Below are 18739 nucleotides of genomic sequence, written 5' to 3'. Positions count from 1 at the left end.
CGCGAACCCTGTGGGAGCTGGTTTGCCTGCGATCGAGGCAAAGCCCTCGCCTACGGCCTCCAGCCGTAAGACATTTCCGAACCTGCAACCAAATACTTCAGCTCAACCACGCTTGGGAATTACCCTACGACCGCTAGAGCCGTTTCGCTGTTGTTGAGCACGAGCATCAGGGCTAATTTCCTCGGGTCGTCAGATGTTGGCGGCAGGGTGTGAGAGCCCGGTTAATCGGTAGCACTGCAATGGCAGCCAATGCGGGCAGACTTCGGTCTGGCCGGATTTCCGATTTTTGCCGGTCTCTCACCCCGCATTCGGCTGCCACCCAATTCTGTGAGAGGAAGACGACTGGCAGCTCCTGAAGACAAAATCGGAACTGCACCATGAAAAAACTCGTCCCCGACCCACCCCACCTCAAACTGCTCACCCCCTCTGACACCTGCACCCGGGCCACCCCCAACCCGAACACCCCCTCCCCCGCAGCTATCAAGGAATGATCAGATGACCCACGACCTCAGAAACTGGAAAACCGCCGGCAGCGAGACCTTCCTCGACCTCTACCGCATCCTGCCCGGCGTCCCCGCCGAACGCGCCTTCGAAGAACTCTCGACCATGCTCGGCCTGATCCGCCACCTCACCCTCGAAGCCGAGATCAACGGCGATCACATGGCCCTCGGCGCAGCCCGCTATCTCAGCGCCTTCGCCAAGGCCGTGGCCGATGACATCGAACTGGGCAAACTCTACCCCAACGCCCAGCCCTGACAGCGCGCCCTATCTGCCAGCCAGCACTTGGATTGAACCCACGCCCAAACGCCACAGTCCACCCTTCAGGCCCACCTTCCAGAGGCCTTGCAGAAGGAGACACCCATGAAAGGTACTGCTCTCTCAGCCCTGTTCGCGGCGGCCACCCTGCTGGCTTCCCCCGTGTTCGCCGCCGACGACCTGTGCGCCCTGAACCTGCAGAAAATCGACGACAGCATGGCCACCGCCGGCGCCACCTCCGAAGGCCTCGACAAAGCCCTCACCGAGCACGTCGACAAAGCCAAGGCCGCCCAGGCCTCCGGCGACACCAAAGAATGCATCGCCATTACCAGCAAAGTGCTCGAACGCCTGGAGAAAACCGACAAAGGCAGCGGCACCAGCGGCGGTAGCGGCGGCGCGTGAGGCCCGGCACGGGCGACGACAGGACCAGTTGTCGACGTCGCCCGCGCAAAGGCGTATACTCCGCCTTGCGTGCTGAAAAGCACGTTCAGCTAGAGCTGAGTGTGGGGCCGATTAGGATTCGACGCCGGTCACGAAACTCTAGGTGCATGCCGAGTTGGTAACAGAACTCGTAAATCCACTGTTGCAACTTTCTATAGTTGCCAATGACGAAAACTACGAGGGTTACGCTCTCGCTGCGTAAGCAGCTGAGCCCGCTCTCCTGGTAGCTTCGGCTCCAGCAATCACTAGGGGATGCCTGTAAACCCGAAGTGATTGTCATACAGAACAGGATCGTCGTGTAGCACGTTGGGGGCAAAGCGACTAAAACTTACCCAACTCGTCCAAAGCACCCTGCCACTCGGGCGGCTGCGGATTAACTCAGTAGAGACGGCTAAGCATGTAGTACCGACAGCGGAGTACTGGCGGACGGGGGTTCAAATCCCCCCGGCTCCACCAAATAATCAATCAAAGACGTCCACGGACGTCTTTTTTTGCGCCTGAATGCCAGTAAATACGCGGCTTCCAGCGCTTTTGCGGTCTTTCAAGAGTTTTTGAGTTCCAGCCATTCGGGTATTCCAGGCGGTATTCCAGCTCACCCGGTGCTAATCTTTGGAATACCGAATCAGTGCCTGAGGACAATCTCATGCCTGCTCAAAACCTCCGCCTCTCCGATCGACAGCTCAAGGGAGTCAAACCGGCGTCCAAGGATTACGTCCTAACTGACGGTGATGGTTTGCAGCTCCGCGTACGCAGCAACGGCTCGTTGCTGTGGAATTTCAACTACCGCGAACCGGTGACCAAGAAGCGCATCAACATCGGCTTCGGGACCTACCCCGAACTGTCACTGGCGAACGCACGAAAGAAGGCAGTCGAAGCGCGTGAGCTGCTCGCTCAAGGCATCGATCCGAAGGTGCAGCGCAATACGTTGAATGAAGCCAAGCGCGCGGAAACCGAACACACGTTCGAGAACGTGGCCACCGCCTGGTTTGAACTCAAGAAAGACTCGGTCACCCCGGCCTACGCCGAGGACATTTGGCGATCGCTCACGCTGCACGTGTTCCCCGATTTGAAGACGACGCCACTGACGAAGATCACCGCTCCGATGGTGATCGCATTGCTTCGCCCAATCGAAGCGAAAGGCAGCCTGGAGACGGTCAAGCGTCTCAGCCAGCGACTAAACGAGATCATGACCTACGGCGTAAACTCCGGCCTGATCTTCGCCAACCCGCTCACCGGCATCAGGGCAGTATTCAAGAAGCCCAAGAAAGAGAACATGGCTGCGCTTCCGCCCGAAGAACTCCCCGAGCTCATGCTGGAGATCGCGAACGCCAGCATCAAACGCACCACCCGCTGCCTGATTGAATGGCAGTTGCACACGATGACTCGCCCCGCCGAGGCAGCGACTACTCGCTGGGCAGACATCGACTTTGAAAGGCGTGTCTGGACTATCCCTGCGGAGCGGATGAAGAAGCGCCGCCCACACAGCATCCCGTTGAGCGATCACGCTGTCGCACTGTTGGAGTCACTGAAGACTCACAGCGGTCATCGCGAGTACGTCTTCCCGGCCGATAGAAATCCACGCACGCACGCCAATAGCCAGACCGCCAACATGGCGTTGAAACGCATGGGGTTCCAGGATCGGTTGGTCAGCCACGGCATGCGTTCGATGGCGAGCACCATCTTGAATGAACATGGGTGGGACCCGGAACTCATTGAGGTCGCACTGGCGCATGTCGACAAGGATGAGGTGCGCAGCGCCTACAACCGAGCCGACTACATCGAACGCCGGCGACCGATGATGGCTTGGTGGAGTGAGTACATCCAGAAGGCCGCCACCGGCAGTCTGCTTGCCTCAGCCTACGGCCAAGTCAGAGACAAGAATGTGGTGCCGATTCGTTAGCACTGTGCAGGCGCAAGAATTGCGGTAACAACTGAACGTTCAAGACTCGGGGCAAGCAGCCTCGCTTATCCGCTTCTCAGCGCGGGTCCATCCAAACAGGGCTGCAAAGCCGCCCTGTTTGGATGGACCTCACTTTGAAAAGCTAAAAGCCACGACGTTGTCCGGGAGTTACCAAGTAATTCCACCAGTGGATAACCGCTTTTCACGTCCCCAAGAGCGCTGAATTTCGGCCCTTGACCGGGTTTATCCACAGGCGTAGAACTGGTCGTGCAAAGGCTGTCGATGACAGCACCCCAGGTGACCCGAACCTTAAAGGTCACGCCGCTCCCGCGGTGGTTCTCCCCAAGGGCGATTCGCATCCGGCAGCTCGCCCGGTCACTACCCATGTGATGGATGCTCTTACACATATGGCGCTCGTGCGCCAGATACACCGTACCTCGCTGCCCTGCAGCAACCTATCCGCTTGGCCGAATACTGCGCCAACCTGTGCCCGTCTCTTTCTTCTGGAAAGAGACGGGCACTTCTAACACTGCTGCTGCCCTGATCGCAAAAGGCTTTGCGGCAATCCCCCTCGTGACAATCGGCGTGACAAACGCCGATGTCACCAGCAACAGCGCTGTAGATGATGGTGCCGCAGACCAGGGAATGGACTGCACCTGACTGACAGTCAGGCATGCCCCGGTCATCGCAGTGCTGCTTGCACCTGGCTCAGGATCTTCAGGCGCTGGTCTCGTCAGCCAGTGCTGCCTCCACCCGCCCACCGGTAACGGTGCTCAGGAGGCCAGATCATGAGATGCCCTTGCTCCCGGACGTAAGGAGCCGCCAGTCCCGCGCAGAGGACACTCCCCACAGGTCGCAGGGGCCTTGATCCCTGATAACACTCAGCATTCTTGGCGGGATGACGTGGGGCAAGGATCGGAGAACGGCAGATGAGGTGACCGACATCGCATTGGTGGGTAGACGCGATGGCCGCAATTTTGGCTACGGCAGGCAATTGAGCTATGAAGGGCCGCAGGCGTTGAAAGACATGTTCGGCGGCGGCCACTACGGCACGGTCAAGGCGCACAGTGATCGGCGGCAGGCATTCGCGAAGTGGTGCCGCTCCGAACAGGGGCCCGCTATCAATGATGCGCGGCAGAGTGTTCGAACGGTGTTGGCCGACTAGCGGCCAGAAGCAATCGCTCAGGCAGGACTGCTTTCGACCCTCAGTGGACCTTAATCTGTCGAGCGCAGCGAAGGCAGCTTACTGAGCAAACCGACACTCAGGGTGTTTGCTGATGGCGAACTCCTCGGCCTTTGCAGACGTACAACCAATGCCAGATGAGCGCCAGGAATCTACTGATCAGCAATCCTTGAAGTCCGCTTGGCGACGAAGGTCTGCTTCCCTCCATCTGCAGTTTGGGACGGTATCCACCCGCTAACCGTATTCATAGCTTTTCGTGGACACCCAGTGGGTGCGATACTTCGGCGCATTATTGAAATCCCATCCTTATGCTGGCTCAGCCCTGCTTAAGGCAGAAAATTTCTTTCAATTTGCTTGATCAACTTCCTAAAAGTACTCGCCGTGAATAAGCAACAGCTCGCAGCCAAGATCTGGGAATCTGCCAACCAGATGCGATCCAAGATCGAGGCTAACGAATACAAGGACTACATCCTTGGCTTCATCTTCTACAAATACCTCTCCGACAAGCTGTTGGCCTTCGCCTCCGCCGAGGGCTTCACGGAGGAAGACTTCAGTGCGGTGACTGAAGAGGACACGGAAACCGTTGACCACTTCAAGTCCAACCTGGGTTACTTCATCGCCCACAAGCACCTGTTTTCGACGTGGCTCGAACAAACCAGCGACTTCGATGTTGCTGATGTTCGCGAAGCCCTGTCAGCCTTTGGCCGCCTGATCCACCCGAACCACAAGCGCCTGTTCGATGGCGTCTTCAAGACGCTGGAGACCGGGCTGAGCAAGCTGGGCGACACCGCAGCAAAACAGACCAAGGCGATCAGCGAGCTTGTCCAGCTGATCAAAGACATTCCCATGGATGGCAAGCAGGGCTACGACGTGCTCGGCTTCATCTATGAGTACCTGATTGGCATGTTTGCCGCCAATGCGGGCAAGAAGGCAGGCGAGTTCTACACCCCGCACGAGGTGTCCGTGCTGATGTCTGAGGTCATCGCGCACCATCTCAAGGACCGCCAAACCATCCAGATCTACGACTCCACCAGTGGCTCGGGATCGCTGCTGCTCAACATCGGCCAGGCCATCGCCAAGCACATGGGCGACAAAGACAGCATCAAGTACTACGCCCAAGAGCTGAAGGAGAACACCTACAACCTCACGCGCATGAATCTGGTCATGCGTGGCATCCTCCCGGGCAACATCGTCACCCGCAACGCCGACACGCTGGAAGACGACTGGCCGTACTTCGACGAGCAAGACCCGGTCAACAGCTACAACCCGCTGTACCTGGATGCAGTGGTGTCGAACCCGCCCTACTCACAGAAGTGGGACCCGCAGCACAAGGACGCTGACCCGCGCTACGCCCGCTTCGGCGTAGCCCCCAAGTCCAAGGCCGACTACGCCTTCCTGCTGCACGACCTGTACCACCTGAAGCCCAACGGCATCATGGCCATCGTCCTGCCGCACGGCGTGCTGTTCCGAGGCGGAGAGGAAGGCGTCATCCGCAAACAGCTGATCGAGAGCGACCACCTAGAAACCATCATCGGCTTGCCGGCCAACATCTTCTTCGGCACTGGCATCCCGACCGTCATCCTCGTGCTCAGGCAAAAGCGCGAAGGCAGCGACGTGCTGTTCGTAGACGCCTCCAAGGGCTTCGCCAAAGAGGGCAAGAACAACAAGCTGCGCGCTTGCGACATCAAAAAGATCACCGATGTGGTGATCGCCCGCGCCACCGTGCCCGGCTTCAGCCGTCTGGTGCCCAAGACCGAGCTGCAAGGCGAGGCCAACGACTACAACCTCTACATCACGCGATACGTGGACTCGTCCGAGCCGCCCGAAAGCTGGGACTTGTACGCCTCGATGTTCGGCGGCATCCCGCTGAGTGAACTGGATGCGCTGGCCGACTACTGGAAGGCCTTCCCCAACCTGCGCGCGGCCTTGTTCACCTTGGATGGCACGCCGTACGCCCAGCCGAAGGCGGATGACCTGGCTGCGACAGTGCGGCAACACCCTGAAGTGACGAAGTTCAACGATGACTTCGCCAGCGCATTCGATGGCTTCAAGCCCTGGCTACACAGCGAGCTGATTGGCAAGATGCTCACGTTGCAGGTCCCCCGCCAGCAAGCGCTAATCTGCGACGACCTGTTTGCTCGCTTGGCCAAGGTCGGCACGGTGCCCCTCATCGACAAGTACCAGGCCTATCAGGTCCTCGATGACCACTGGCAGTCCATCGCCGTGGATCTGGAAATCCTGCAGACCGAGGGCTTTGCCGCCACGCGCGTGGTCGACCCGAACTACGTCGTCAAGAAAAAGGACGGCAAGGACGTGGAAGTACAGGAAGGCTGGAAAGGCCGCATCCTGCCCTTTGACCTCGTGCAGTTGGCACACCACAAGAAGGAGCTGGACGCACTCCGCAAGAAGGAGGCGGAGCTGGCTGACCTGGTCGCTCAGCTCGAGGATCTGCTTGAAGGCTTCAGCGACGAAGACAAGGCCAAAGACACATTCAACGAAGCAGGCGACAAGTTCGTCGCCAAAGCCGTAGCCACGGAAGCCAAAGAGTTGGTGGCCGAGGCCAAAGTCTCGGGAGATTTCGGCTCAGATTCATACGAAGCCAAGATCATCCAAGCGGCGAAATTGCTGGCCAAAGAGAAGTCATTGAAAGCGGCCATCAAGAAGGAAGCAGCAGCGCTGCACCTGAGGACCAAGGCCACCATCGAGACGTTAAGCGACGCACAGGTCTACGCATTGCTCGAAAGCAAGTGGCTTTCGCCGCTGGTGGACGAGCTGCATCGCCTGCCTAGCCTGGTGACATCCAGCCTCGTCGCCAAGCTGCAAGCTTTGGTTGAGAAGTACCGGATCACCTATGCCGACAACGCCCGGGACATCCAGCAAGCCGAGGAAGCCCTGGTGGGCATGCTCGGAGAACTGGATGGTGGCGAATTCGACCTCAAGGGCATTGAGGAATTGAAGACTTTGCTGGCAGGGGGCTGAGATGAACTATCAGACCGCAGCAAGGTTTCCAAGGATTCGTTTCAAGGGGTTTAATGCGGCGTGGGAGAAAAAGCCACTGGGGACGCTTTACACCGAACGAAACGAGCGCGGAAACGATTCGCTGCCCATCTTGTCCGTGTCAATCCACAGCGGAGTTTCGACGGGCGAACTTAGCGGCGAAGCACTTGGAAAGAAGGTGCGGCGTAGCGAAGACAAGTCGCTGTACAAGCATGTCTACGCCGGGGATCTTGTGTTAAACATGATGCGAGCATGGCAAGGCGCGCTTGGTGTCGCAAAAATTGAAGGGATGGTTAGCCCAGCCTATCTCACAGCAACGCCGGGTGAGACCATCTTCCCGTTATTCATGGACTACGGTTTGAGGCGCCCTCAAATTGTGGCGCAAATGAATAACCTATCTTATGGCGTCACAGACTTCAGAAAGCGTCTGTACTGGGATTCCTTTGTTCGCATTGAATTCGATACACCTTCGGTTTCTGAACAACGGAAGATCGCCACGTACTTCCGCGATCTTGAGTCCACGATTGCGTTTCATCAGCGTAAGCATGAAAAGCTGGTGGCCCTGAAAAAGGCGATGCTTCAGAAAATGTTCCCGAAACTAGGTGCCGTTACGCCCGAGGTGCGATTCGGAGAATTTTCGAAACGATGGGAGAAGAAGATGCTCGGGGCCGTAGGCATCTTCAACCCGAGAGAGAAACTCCCGGAAGTATTTGAATATGTTGACCTGGAATCCGTTGTGGGAACCGAAATGGTTGGACATAGAAGAGAAACACGGAGAACGGCACCATCCAGGGCGCAGCGCCTGGCACGAAAAGGAGATTTATTCTTTCAGACCGTACGCCCGTACCAAAAGAACAATCATCTCTTCACACTGTCGGACGAAAACTATGTGTTTTCTACAGGGTACGCCCAAATTCGACCGCATGGCGATGGCAATTTCTTGCTGAGTCTGATGCAGTGCGACGACTTTGTTGCGATGGTTCTCGCGAATTGTACAGGCACGAGCTACCCCGCTATAAGCGCAAACACCTTGTCCGGTATCCCAGTTCTGATTCCTTCCCCTGGCGAGCAAGAAAAAATCGGATCATATTTTCGCAATCTCGACGCCCTGATCGTTAAGCACGCAGCTCAAATACGGAAGCTCCAGCAAATCAAGCTCGCTTGCCTAGACGAAATGTTTGTCTGATAAGGACTCCTATCTCGCATGACCACGTTTTCCAAAGAGTCCGAATTCGAAGCAGCTGTCGTCCACGAGCTCCGTCAGCGTGGCTGGGGTGAGCTGGAGGTCATCAAGTGCCCCAGCGAGGCGGACCTGCTGGCGAACTGGAAGCAGATCCTCTTCGAGAACAATCGTGGCAAGGACCGGCTGAACGAGGTGCCGTTGACCGACAGCGAGATGCAGCAGGTGATGGAGCAGATCGTCGCCCTGCGCACCCCGCTGAAGCTGAACGGGTTCATCAACGGCAAGACGGTTTCCATCACGCGGGACAACCCGGCCGACACACTACATTTCGGCAAAGAAGTGAGCCTGAAGGTCTACGACCGGCACGAGATTGCCGCCGGGCAAAGCCGCTACCAGATCGCGCAGCAACCGCGCTACGCCCGCGTTTCTGAACTGCAGCTCGACCGGCGGGGAGACCTGCTGTTGCTGATCAACGGCATGCCGGTGATCCACATCGAGCTGAAGAAGAGTGGTGTGCCGGTCAGCCAGGCCTACAACCAGATCCAGAAGTACGCGCGTGAGGGCGTGTTCACCGGGCTGTTCTCGCTGGTGCAGATCTTTGTGGCCATGGAGCCTGGGGAGGCGCTGTACTTCGCCAACCCTGGGCCGGAGGGCAAGTTCAACAAGGACTACGCATTCCACTGGGCTGACTTTAACAATGAGCCAGTCAACGACTGGAAGAGCTTCACCTCCAGCCTGCTGTCCATCCCAAAGGCGCACCAGCTGATCGGCTTCTACACCGTAGCCGACGAGGCCGACGGCGTGCTGAAGGTGATGCGCAGCTACCAGTACTACGCCGCGCACGCCATTTCCGACAAGGTGGCCAAGACCGATTGGAAAAACCCGAACCGACTGGGCGGCTACATCTGGCACACCACCGGCTCGGGCAAGACCATGACGAGCTTTAAGTCGGCCCAGCTCATCGCCAACTCCAAGGACGCCGACAAAGTGGTGTTCCTGCTAGACCGGGTGGAACTGGGAACGCAGACGCTGAAGGCCTACCGGGACTTTGCCGGTGACAGCAACCAGGTGCAGGCCACTGAAAACACCGGGGTGCTGGTCAAGACGCTGAAGAGCACCGCACCAGCGGATACCCTGATCGTGACGTCCACCCAGAAGATGAGCCGGATCACGGATGACGCCGATGGCTTGAAGGCGCACGACCTGGAGATCATGCGCGGCAAGCGCATCGTCTTCATAGTGGACGAGTGTCACCGCTCCACCTTCGGCGACATGCTGGCCGACATCAAGGCGAGCTTCTCGGGCGCTGTGTTCTTTGGCTTTAGCGGCACGCCCATCCACAAGGAGAACGTTCGCAAGGACAACACTACAACGGATGTCTTTGGGGACGAACTGCACCGCTACAGCATTGCCGACGGCATCCGCGACAAGAACGTTCTGGGCTTCGATCCTTACCAGGTTCTGACCTATCGCGACCGCGACCTTCGACTGGCAGTGGCGTTGGAGAAGGCCAAGGCGTCGTCCGTGGCTGAGGCGCTGGCGGCCCCAGCGAAGAAGAAGGCCTTCAACCGGTACATGAACGACGTGCCGATGGCAGGCCACGTCGATGCAGCGGGGGAGTACCAGTGCGGCATTGAGGACTACTTGTCGAACGCCCAGTACGAGCGCGACGAGCACCACCACGCCGTGCTGAGGGACATCGCTGACAACTGGGAAGTGCTGAGCCAAGGAGGGAAGTTCCACGCCATCCTTGCCACCAGCAGCATCACTGAGGCGATCGTCTACTACCGCCTCATGAAGGCGGAGTGCCCCACGCTGAAGATCACCGCGCTGTTCGACCCGCACATCAGCGATGACGACACCGGCGGTACCGATCCGGCCTTCAAGGCAGCCGGGCTGGAAGAGATTATCAAGGACTACAACGCCACCTATGGTCAGAAGTTCGACATGGGAAGCCATGCAAACTTCAAGAAGGACCTGGCCGCACGTCTGGCCCACAAGGCCCCCTACATCCGGGTCGAGGCCGAGCCGGAGAAGCGGCTGGATCTGCTAATCGTGGTGAACCAGATGCTGACCGGCTTCGACTCGAAGTGGGTCAACACGCTGTACTGCGACAAGCTGCTGGATTACGAGACCCTCATCCAGGCGTTCTCACGCACCAACCGGCTGTTCGGGCCAGACAAGCCATTTGGCACGATCCGCTACTACCGCAAACCGCACACGATGAAGCGCAACGTGGGTGCGGCGGTGAAGGTGTACTCTGGCGACAAGCCCATTGGCCTCTTTGCCGACCAGTTGCCCCGGAACCTGGAGCGCTTGAACGACTGCTTCACCGAGATCAGTGCTCTCTTCAGCGCGGCGGGCATCACCGACTTTGCCAAGTTGCCCGACGACTTGGCAGCGCGGGCGGTCTTCGCAAAACATTTCAACCGGTTCAGCGCCATCTTTGAGGCCGCCAAGATTCAGGGCTTCACCTGGGACAAGACGGTCTACGAGTTCGACACGGATCCCAAGCAGTCTATTGCGTTGGCGATCACGAAGCTGCAGTACCTGACGCTGCTGCAACGCTACAAGGAACTAGGGGCAGGCGGTGGCGGTGCCGGCGAGAGCATCCCGTTCGACATCGACAGCCACATCACCGAGATCGACACCGGCAAGATCGACGCGGACTACATGAATTCGCGTTTTGCCAAGTACCTCAAAGAGCTGCAGAGCGGCGACGGGGCATCCAAGGAGACAACCCTAGCCGAGTTGCATCGGTCGTTCACATCGCTCTCGCAGGAGGACCAGAAGTTAGCCGAGATTTTCTTGCACGACATCCAGCGCGGCGATGTGCAGATCGATCCCGCTCGGACCTTCCGCGACTATCTTATGGATTACAAGACGGCCGCAAAAGGTAAAGAAGTAGCGGCTATCGTTTCAGCTTTGGGGGTGCATGCAGCGAAGCTGATTGCTTTGATGAGCACTCATCTCACGGAAGCAAATCTCAATGAGTACGGTCGGTTTGATGATCTTAGGGGCACAGTAGATCAAGAAAAAGCAAAGGCATACTTTGACGGTCTTGAGGGTGTTTCACTTCCAATCTTCAAGGTCAAAATCAAGGCTGCCAAGCTTCTGAGCGACTTTCTCCTACGGGGTGGTATTGAGGATAGTTAGTGGGTTCAGAGCAAAACAAAACAAGACTCGGAGATGAAACTCTGCGCAACATCACTTTCACTGCACCGAATGAGAACATTGGTATTCCTGTCGGTATTCCACAGGTAAAACCCAACCGCTAAAAACATAGAAAATTCATATGAATATGCGGCTTTTTCAAATTACCCCGGCCCACCACATCTATGCTCACTCCTCAGTAAAGTAATCACTATCCAGCTGCTTAACTTCATACACCTGCTTGATACTCACCCCCAAGTTGTTCTCCACCATCAATCGCGCCAGCTCAACACCGTCGATCAGCACCACTTTAATATCCAGCCCCAACGCTGCAGAACGGGCGCCCTCTGAGAAATCCGACGTAGTAATGAACACGCCTTTGCGCGCACGCTGGCGTGTCAAAGCACCGATAAATTTGTCGATTTCCGGGCGGTGCACAGTGTTGGTCCAGCGCTTGGCCTGCAAATAGATCACGTCTAGGCCGAGCTTGTCTTCTTTGATAATCCCGTCGATCCCATCATCATTGGTCGCCTGGGTCGCCTTGCCGGCCTCTTTGCGCGAGCCGCCGTAGCCCATAGCGATCATAAGATCGACCACCAACTGCTCAAAGAAACTGGGTGTCGCTGCCCGCACTTGCACTAACAGCTCTTCTGCGAGTGACTGCAGCAGTGCCTGATGCGCCTCTGCCAACTGCTCGTCAGGCGTCGTTTCGGCAACACCAACATCTACCAAGGCGGGGGTTTCAAGCTCTTGCGGTTTAGCGGTATGGAAGTCTGCGAACTCGGGGAACTGCTTCAACCAACTAACCGTGATGCGCTCCGGGCCATGAGCCAAAGCACTAAGGCCCCGCGCTGTAATCTGCACCATCCCCTTGGTCGGGATGCACAGCAATCCCGCCTTATTCAGATAGGTACGCGCCCAGCCCACGCGGTTGTTGATGACTGTCTGATGGCCGGAGGGCAGACGCTCCTTGCGCTCGTCCTCGGTCAGTTGAAACTGCTCGGCCACATGCACGCGCACCTCGCTCAGTGGCATCGGCGCACCATTCTGCACAGTGGCCAGCACAGGCCGCATCACACTTTGAAAATCAGGAATTGCCATCGTTGCACCCCATCCTTGCTAGCCGCGCTCAGGCACGGCGCATAACGCTCTCATCAAATAGCGTCTAGCTCGCCCAATTAATCAAAGACGTCCACCGAGCGCTCTACGCTTTGCTCTCATCGAGAGCTAAAGGAGCAGCCGCACCATCCGCGCAGCAATACATGAACTCACTCCCCCATCAACGCAGCCATCAACGTAGGATCATAATCCGGCCCGTCATAGCTAGCCGGATGCAACAACGCCAGCCCAGCCTTCTGACACCGCTTCCACCCCGAATGCAGGTTATTCACCAACGCCTCCGTCTGTGCGATCTCACTCTCAGTAGCCCCAGCATGCTCAGGCCGGTTGTAGAGCCCTTCGAAGAAGTCTTCACACTCAGGCTCGTCGCCCATGATCTCGCGTGATTCCGCCAGGCTGTCGTACGCATCCCGACAAGCCTCGCGCAACTCATCAGCATGAGCGCGGAAATCGTCATCGTCCCAGTCTTCAAACTCTGCGCGCAAAAATTCGGGTACTTGGCTCAACGACTTGAAATGGCGGGCGCCGCGATCATGGCGAATGAACGTCTCGAAGAATTCCTCGTCGCTGAAGCTCTTGCCAGAAGGCGGTAGCCAACCTGCTTCCTGGTTGTCTCCATACGCGCTGCGCACGTGCTCAGCCAGCAACGCCAAGTAGGTTGCAACATCGGTCCCGGCGAAGATGCGCAACTGCTCGTCCTTCAGGCGCTCGAAGTCATCGTGGCGTTTCTCATACGCCGCTGCGACTTCGTGCGCGCGCTGTTTTGCTGTTTCAAACCAAGCGGGGGCGGCTGCCATGCCTTTGTCCTCGAAGATGGGATTCTTAGGGCTACAACACTAAGTCGGCCAACGGCGCCGTTAATCCAGGCTAAGCCAGGGTTTCAATTCTGCGCGGTTCGCCAGCACCAGTTGCTGAGCTTCCGGCCGGGCGTCATGCAGGTTGGGGTTTACGTGGAAGCGTTTGACCACATACTTGGCCAACGCCTGCGAGCTCTCGACTACCAGCTGTCCGTCTGTCATGGCGTAGTCCACTTCAATGATCGCGCGTTGGGCTGGGGTCAAGCGTTCGTCCGGCTTGAAGATCACGTTGATTTTGCTGTTCCACTCCAGGTCTTGGTCACTGCCGTTCTGGGTTTCGTCGTCGAGCAACTCTGGCTCGCCTCGGAAACGACTCAGGACAAAGTCGCGGTACTCACGGTTCTTCTCGCAGTAGGCGCGCACGTGCCAGCGCATCCCGGTGTAAACCAGGGTGTGCGGGGCGATCGTGCGTCCTTCCACTTCGGGGGTTTTGAAAGACACGTACTCGATGTCCAGCCGCCGCTTCTCTCGGCAGGCCTTGAGCAGGGGCCGCAGTACTTCGGGGCGCACTGAACGATCCGGCACCTTGAGCACTTCGGTATGGGCGTAGGCCAGGTTCAGCCCTTCGATATGCGGTGCGCGCTCATCGTTGTGGTTGAGTAGGTCCAGGTAGGCACTGGCGCTGTCATCGATGAACAGTGGCTTGAATTGCCGTGTCGGGACGTAGCCTTTGATCTGCTTGTCGTAGACGAGGTTTTTCGAGGCGTAGTCGGTGATGTAGGTGTTGATGTCTTTCGATGCCTGCTGGCGGCTGATGCCGAAGCACTGCATCAAGTGGTTGGTGGTCAACCGGCCCTCCCACCAGACGACTGTTTCGATCAGGCGATAGCGCAGGGCGAGGTCCCAGCGTATTTGATCCAGGCTTTGAGTGCGTTTCATGGTGGACCCGAGATGAAGGGCAGCGATGCGCGACCAGATGAATGACGTGTCGTCAGATCCTACGTGTCGACTTATTTTCGATCAAGACCGCAAAGATATGTAAAGTAAGCAGTCATATCCACCAGATATACACAAGGCACGGCCAGCTGCCTCCCGTCCCCGCTCAGCCCAGGCGATCTGCGGCTCGCGTGATATCAAATAGCCTTTAGGCCGCCCTTGGCAAGCTGCTCGAAGCCAAACCCTACCTGCGCGAATCCTTTACCTGTACAAGTAGCCAATATAGACATGTAGTTTTTATAGACATATCGTTTGGCTTACCGGCAAACAGCCACTACTTAAGGAAGCGTCAAATGGAAACCCTGCAGCTGGCATTGCTTAGCCTTAGCGGCATCACTGTGTTGATTCTTGTGCTACTGCACTCGCGAGTGGGGGAGGTCTGGGACGTGGTGAAAAACGACAGGGACGCACAACGCACCGCTCGTATCCATGAGCACGAAAACAACGAGTTGCGCTCTGAGCTGCGTGCCGAGCGTGAGCTGGCGGGGCAACTGCGGCGGCAGGTTCAGGTTCTGCTGGGGGTAAATCCTGAGGGCTGAAGGGAGGGGGCGTTAAGCCCCCTGCCCCAAAACCACCGAGACAGAATCACCAACGGTGCCTGTTCTCCATAACGTCCTTCTTTAGCTTGAGCTTGTGGCTTTCATCAAGGCTCAGCCCTGGGTTCTCGGAAAGCGATCGTCTAACGGGGTAACGAAGATCGCCCGCTAACACCTGTTGAACCTCTCTGCTCAGGATCGGATTGCTGGCCAGCTTCACCCTGACCTCTTGTTCAGGGTCCTGGGCCAGACGCATTTGTATAGCAGCAGACAACCTCGGATGTTTGCTCAGCGTTGCCTTCAATGCGGCGCTCGCATTGGTCAACAACAAAAGCTGTTCACTCTCTGGTAGTTCTGGATGCTTGGCGAACGCCTGCTTGATGCTGCTTTTACCGTCTTCTAGCAGCTTGGCCCTTACCCGCGGCAGCAGCGAAGGGTTGAATATCAGGCCCGCCGCTACCGAAGCCAGGCGGTCACCCGCCAACTTGGTTTGCAGCGCCTCGCCCTTGGCACACGCCGCTAACGAGGTGCGCAAGTCATCGTCCAGCACATCCTCATCGATCAGGCGAATCAGCAGGTCTTGCGGCGCATTGCCGTTCAAGCAGGCCAGCTTGAACATGGCCGGGTCGTACAGCGGTTGGCCTTTGCGCACGTTGAGTCGAATCGACAGTACGTGCTCGGGGCAGCGCGGGTTGGCATACACCGCCTCCGCCACACTACGCTGCGCGTCCTTAGACAGCCTTTCCAATTGATCGCCCGGGCAGTCGGGGTTTCGCGCCACTTCCTCGCGCTTCACATGGTTAGGGTCAGCAGCCATCTTGATCATCTGCGCCACGCTCAGACCTTGATACTCGGATGCCGGACGCAGCTTGAGCTTTTCAAAGAGATCCTCGTACTTGGCGACCTGCTCACGCAAGGTTTCACGCAAGGGAATGGTGGAGCCAATAGCGTCCTTCAGATGCTTTTGCGTCAGCGCCCCGCCGTGGATGAACGCAGTGGCTACCGCCTCGTTGATCGAGTTCTCGATATCGGCACCGCAGTAATCCCGGCAGAGATTTACCAGCTCATCCATCTGCAAGTCAGCGACGTGCTGGCCCGATTTGCCCAGGTGGATGCCAAGGATTTTTTCTCGCTCAACGGGGTTGGGGAAGCCGACATAGAAGATCTCGTCGAAGCGCCCCTTGCGCAGCAATTCAGGTGGCAATGCAGTGATGTCGTTGGCCGTGGCGATGACAAACACGGCGCCGGTTTTTTCCTGCATCCAGGTCAGGAAATAGCCCAGCAGCCGGGCAGTCACTTCCGAGGCATTGCCACCGCCCATGCCGACAAATGCCTTCTCCAGCTCGTCGACCCAGAGAATGCAGGGGCTGACAGTCTCGGCCATGCTGAGCGCGCGGCGCATGTTGTGCTCGCTCTCGCCCACGTACTTGCCCAGCAGCGAGCCGATATCCAGGCGCAGCAGCGGCAATTGGAACAAGCCTGCCGCTACCTTGGCGGTCAGGGATTTACCACAGCCAGGCATGCCGGCGATGAGCACGCCCTTGGGCGTCTTGACGCCCTGTCGGGTTGCTTCGTCCAAGCGGCGGATGATGGTCGAACGTTGTTCAAGCCACTGCTTGAGGTTTTCCAGGCCGCCGATATCGCTGACGCCGGCATCGACCCTGACCATCTCCAGCACACCGCTCTTGACGATGATCTGCTCTTTCTCATGGAGGATGGTATTCAACGATTGTTCATCGAGCGTTGTCGTCTGCCGGCCAACCATTCTCAGTAACTGGGCCATCTCGCTGTAGGTCAGGCCACTTAGCCCAGACACCGCCAAGTCGCTGAGGTGATCCGGGACGAGCAGTTGCCCACGCGCCTCAACCTCGGCCAGCAAAGCTTTGATTTCGGCGCGGCTCGGCAATGGCAAAGGCAGGAGCGTTACCTGGGCCTCGATGGGCGGCGGGATACAGACCGCCTCCGAAACCAGAATGACCGAGCACTCGCCTGCGTGGTGGCGCTCGATCGAGTTCAACAACTGCTTGAGTCGGGCAACCGCGAGCGTGTTGTGCTCCAGCGCCAAGCGAGCGCCCTTGATGACGATCAGCGATTGCTCCAGGTCCGCATCCAGCAGCGCCAGCAAGGCGTGCTCCAGCTCGGTTTTGCTTGATTCCAGGTTGCTCAGCGGTTGCTTGTTGTCAAAGCCTACCCAGCCATAGCCAAGGTTCCATTCGTGGATGCGCTTGAGCTGGAGCTTTTGCTTGAGTCGGATCAGCAACTCATCGACACGCGCCTCTTCAGCGGACTGGATATAGATGGCGGGAGCACCAGCCAGAAAGTGCTCTTCTAACTGGACTTCAAAACCCTTTTTATCGGTCATCGGTCCGCCTCAACTAAACAGCGAAGAGAAGAAATTTCCCACACCGCGGGCGGCCTTCGCCCCCACATCTTTGACTACGTTGACCACGTTGCGAATAACCTTCCCTGCAGCCTCGACAACCTTTCGCCCGCCCTTCTCGATCAGCATGCCCACCGCTTTGCCGGCGGCCCGGCCAGCGACACCGCCAACCACACCACCGATAGCCGTCCCTCCCGGGCCGAACACGCTGCCTAACGCGGCGCCCCACGTAGCACCGAGCTGCGTGGCTTTCTCTTCAACTGCTTGAGCCAAAGACCGAGCAGCCACCATGGTTGCCTGCTCGATGGCGTTTATCGCGGTATCGGCGAGGATGTCGCCTTGCCCAAGCTGGTACAGGGCTTTGGCCCGCTCAAGGCCGATGTAAGTGGTAGTGGCGACTTGCTCGGCTTGCGCGTCGCCGGACACCCTCAGCCAGCCGCTTTTGGCAGCGACCATCACCCCACCGGACACTGCGACCTGGGCGCCAACATGCTCGGCCGACTTCAGCGAACTGTCGAAAAACGCTTGAAGCGCCGTGCTAGCGGGTGCGTTTTGCTCGCCACGCAGCCAATTCCAGGTGCGTTGCCCCAGGATGCGGGCGCCATGATACGAAGCGTTCAAAGCCGCATTGAGCAGTGCTTGGCGGTTGATGTCCTTGGCGATATCCAGCCGCGAGCTGTCATCCCAAACAGGCGGTTGCAGTTCGCCAACAACTGCCGAAGGGTTGCTGGCGATATCGCCGGAATCGAGTATTTGCGCCAGCGCCACATTGGCTGACGCCAGCATGCCCTGCACTTGGCCTGCGTAGTCGCTCAGCTTTAGCTCGGGGTTGTCCTGGGCATCCTGCTCCAGCTCCTTGGCCAGCCAATTGGCCGCGCTTTTTCCTTTGTCGAGGTGGCGTTGCAGCGAGGCTTTATGCTGGTTAGTGCGCGAGATCGAGTTGATCAGGGTAAGCGCGACTCGCTCGACTTCAGCGTTGTTTTGCCACAGATGCGGATACTTGTGAAATTCCTGGATGAGCCACTGATCCAGCGGCATTTCGCTGCGATGCTGGTCGTATGAGCGGATGAAGCTCCGGATGACTTCGACCGCCTTTGGCGCACTGCTGGGATCTGCGAATGCAAGCTGGCTGAACCGATCTGCTTGGCGCGTTTGCTCGGACTCTTCGAGAAGCCGTTGTGCCGTTGCATCCTGCGGGGAAAGTGCGTTTGGGGAGCTCATGACGGGCTGTCCTTGACCGGCTCAATAAGGAAAAAGGGGGTGATCCAACGATCAACCTGGGCGCCGCAACACTGGCA

Annotated in this window: 12 protein-coding genes, 1 other RNA gene and 1 pseudogene; 9 read left to right on the top strand and 5 right to left on the bottom strand. The window is 57.8% G+C overall.

Going from position 1 to position 18739, the window contains the following annotated elements; genetic code table 11:
- Positions 1–495 precede the first annotated feature (495 nt).
- From OIU19_RS22715 to OIU19_RS22680, 8 genes and pseudogenes are all read left to right on the top strand, one after another.
- Complete coding sequence (locus OIU19_RS22715; protein ID WP_264236898.1) at positions 496–756, top strand: DUF3077 domain-containing protein; 261 nt, start codon at positions 496–498, stop codon at positions 754–756.
- A gap of 105 nt (positions 757–861) precedes the next feature.
- Positions 862–1158, top strand: coding sequence for a hypothetical protein (locus tag OIU19_RS22710; protein WP_186556518.1), 297 nt, complete (start codon positions 862–864; stop codon positions 1156–1158).
- A gap of 103 nt (positions 1159–1261) precedes the next feature.
- Positions 1262–1653, top strand: a transfer-messenger RNA (tmRNA) gene (gene ssrA, locus OIU19_RS22705).
- Between the two features lie 187 nt (positions 1654–1840).
- A complete protein-coding gene (locus tag OIU19_RS22700; RefSeq protein ID WP_264236897.1) occupies positions 1841–3097 on the top strand; it encodes an integrase domain-containing protein in 1257 nt (418 codons plus the stop codon).
- Positions 3098–4040: 943 nt separating this feature from the next.
- Positions 4041–4259: pseudogene (locus tag OIU19_RS22695) on the top strand (integrase); the annotation flags it as partial.
- Positions 4260–4661: 402 nt separating this feature from the next.
- Positions 4662–7259 (top strand): type I restriction-modification system subunit M, encoded by a 2598-nt coding sequence (locus OIU19_RS22690; protein ID WP_264236896.1) that lies wholly within the window; start codon positions 4662–4664, stop codon positions 7257–7259.
- Position 7260: 1 nt separating this feature from the next.
- Positions 7261–8463 (top strand): restriction endonuclease subunit S, encoded by a 1203-nt coding sequence (locus tag OIU19_RS22685; protein ID WP_264236895.1) that lies wholly within the window; start codon positions 7261–7263, stop codon positions 8461–8463.
- A gap of 18 nt (positions 8464–8481) precedes the next feature.
- The gene (locus OIU19_RS22680) at positions 8482–11616 is read left to right on the top strand and encodes a type I restriction endonuclease subunit R (protein WP_264236894.1); all 3135 of its coding nucleotides are present in this window, start codon (positions 8482–8484) and stop codon (positions 11614–11616) included.
- A gap of 186 nt (positions 11617–11802) precedes the next feature.
- Here OIU19_RS22680 and OIU19_RS22675 read toward each other — a convergent pair whose 3' ends face one another.
- From OIU19_RS22675 to OIU19_RS22665, 3 genes are all read right to left on the bottom strand, one after another.
- On the bottom strand, positions 11803–12714 hold the full coding sequence (locus tag OIU19_RS22675) for a restriction endonuclease (RefSeq protein WP_264236893.1): 912 nt from the start codon (positions 12712–12714) through the stop codon (positions 11803–11805).
- A gap of 167 nt (positions 12715–12881) precedes the next feature.
- On the bottom strand, positions 12882–13529 hold the full coding sequence (locus tag OIU19_RS22670; RefSeq protein WP_264236892.1) for a hypothetical protein: 648 nt from the start codon (positions 13527–13529) through the stop codon (positions 12882–12884).
- Between the two features lie 60 nt (positions 13530–13589).
- Positions 13590–14468 (bottom strand): YafY family protein, encoded by an 879-nt coding sequence (locus OIU19_RS22665; RefSeq protein ID WP_264236891.1) that lies wholly within the window; start codon positions 14466–14468, stop codon positions 13590–13592.
- A gap of 350 nt (positions 14469–14818) precedes the next feature.
- Between OIU19_RS22665 and OIU19_RS22660 the strand changes: the two genes are divergently transcribed.
- Positions 14819–15064: a hypothetical protein gene (locus OIU19_RS22660; RefSeq protein ID WP_264236890.1), complete on the top strand. Its 246-nt coding sequence runs from the start codon at positions 14819–14821 to the stop codon at positions 15062–15064.
- A 46-nt stretch (positions 15065–15110) separates the two neighbouring features.
- Here the strand turns inward: OIU19_RS22660 and OIU19_RS22655 are convergent, their stop codons facing one another.
- Both OIU19_RS22655 and OIU19_RS22650 read right to left on the bottom strand, forming a co-directional pair.
- The gene (locus OIU19_RS22655; RefSeq protein WP_264236889.1) at positions 15111–17423 is read right to left on the bottom strand and encodes an AAA family ATPase; all 2313 of its coding nucleotides are present in this window, start codon (positions 17421–17423) and stop codon (positions 15111–15113) included.
- A gap of 9 nt (positions 17424–17432) precedes the next feature.
- Positions 17433–18662, bottom strand: coding sequence for a DUF1269 domain-containing protein (locus OIU19_RS22650; RefSeq protein ID WP_264236888.1), 1230 nt, complete (start codon positions 18660–18662; stop codon positions 17433–17435).
- Positions 18663–18739 lie beyond the last annotated feature (77 nt).

Origin of the sequence: Pseudomonas sp. BT-42-2 (assembly GCF_025847435.2) — a bacterium.
GTDB classification, from domain to species: Bacteria; Pseudomonadota; Gammaproteobacteria; order Pseudomonadales; family Pseudomonadaceae; genus Aquipseudomonas; species Aquipseudomonas urmiensis.
The sequence above is the reverse complement of the archived record's forward strand: the minus strand, read 5'-3'. Positions and strand labels throughout refer to the sequence as shown.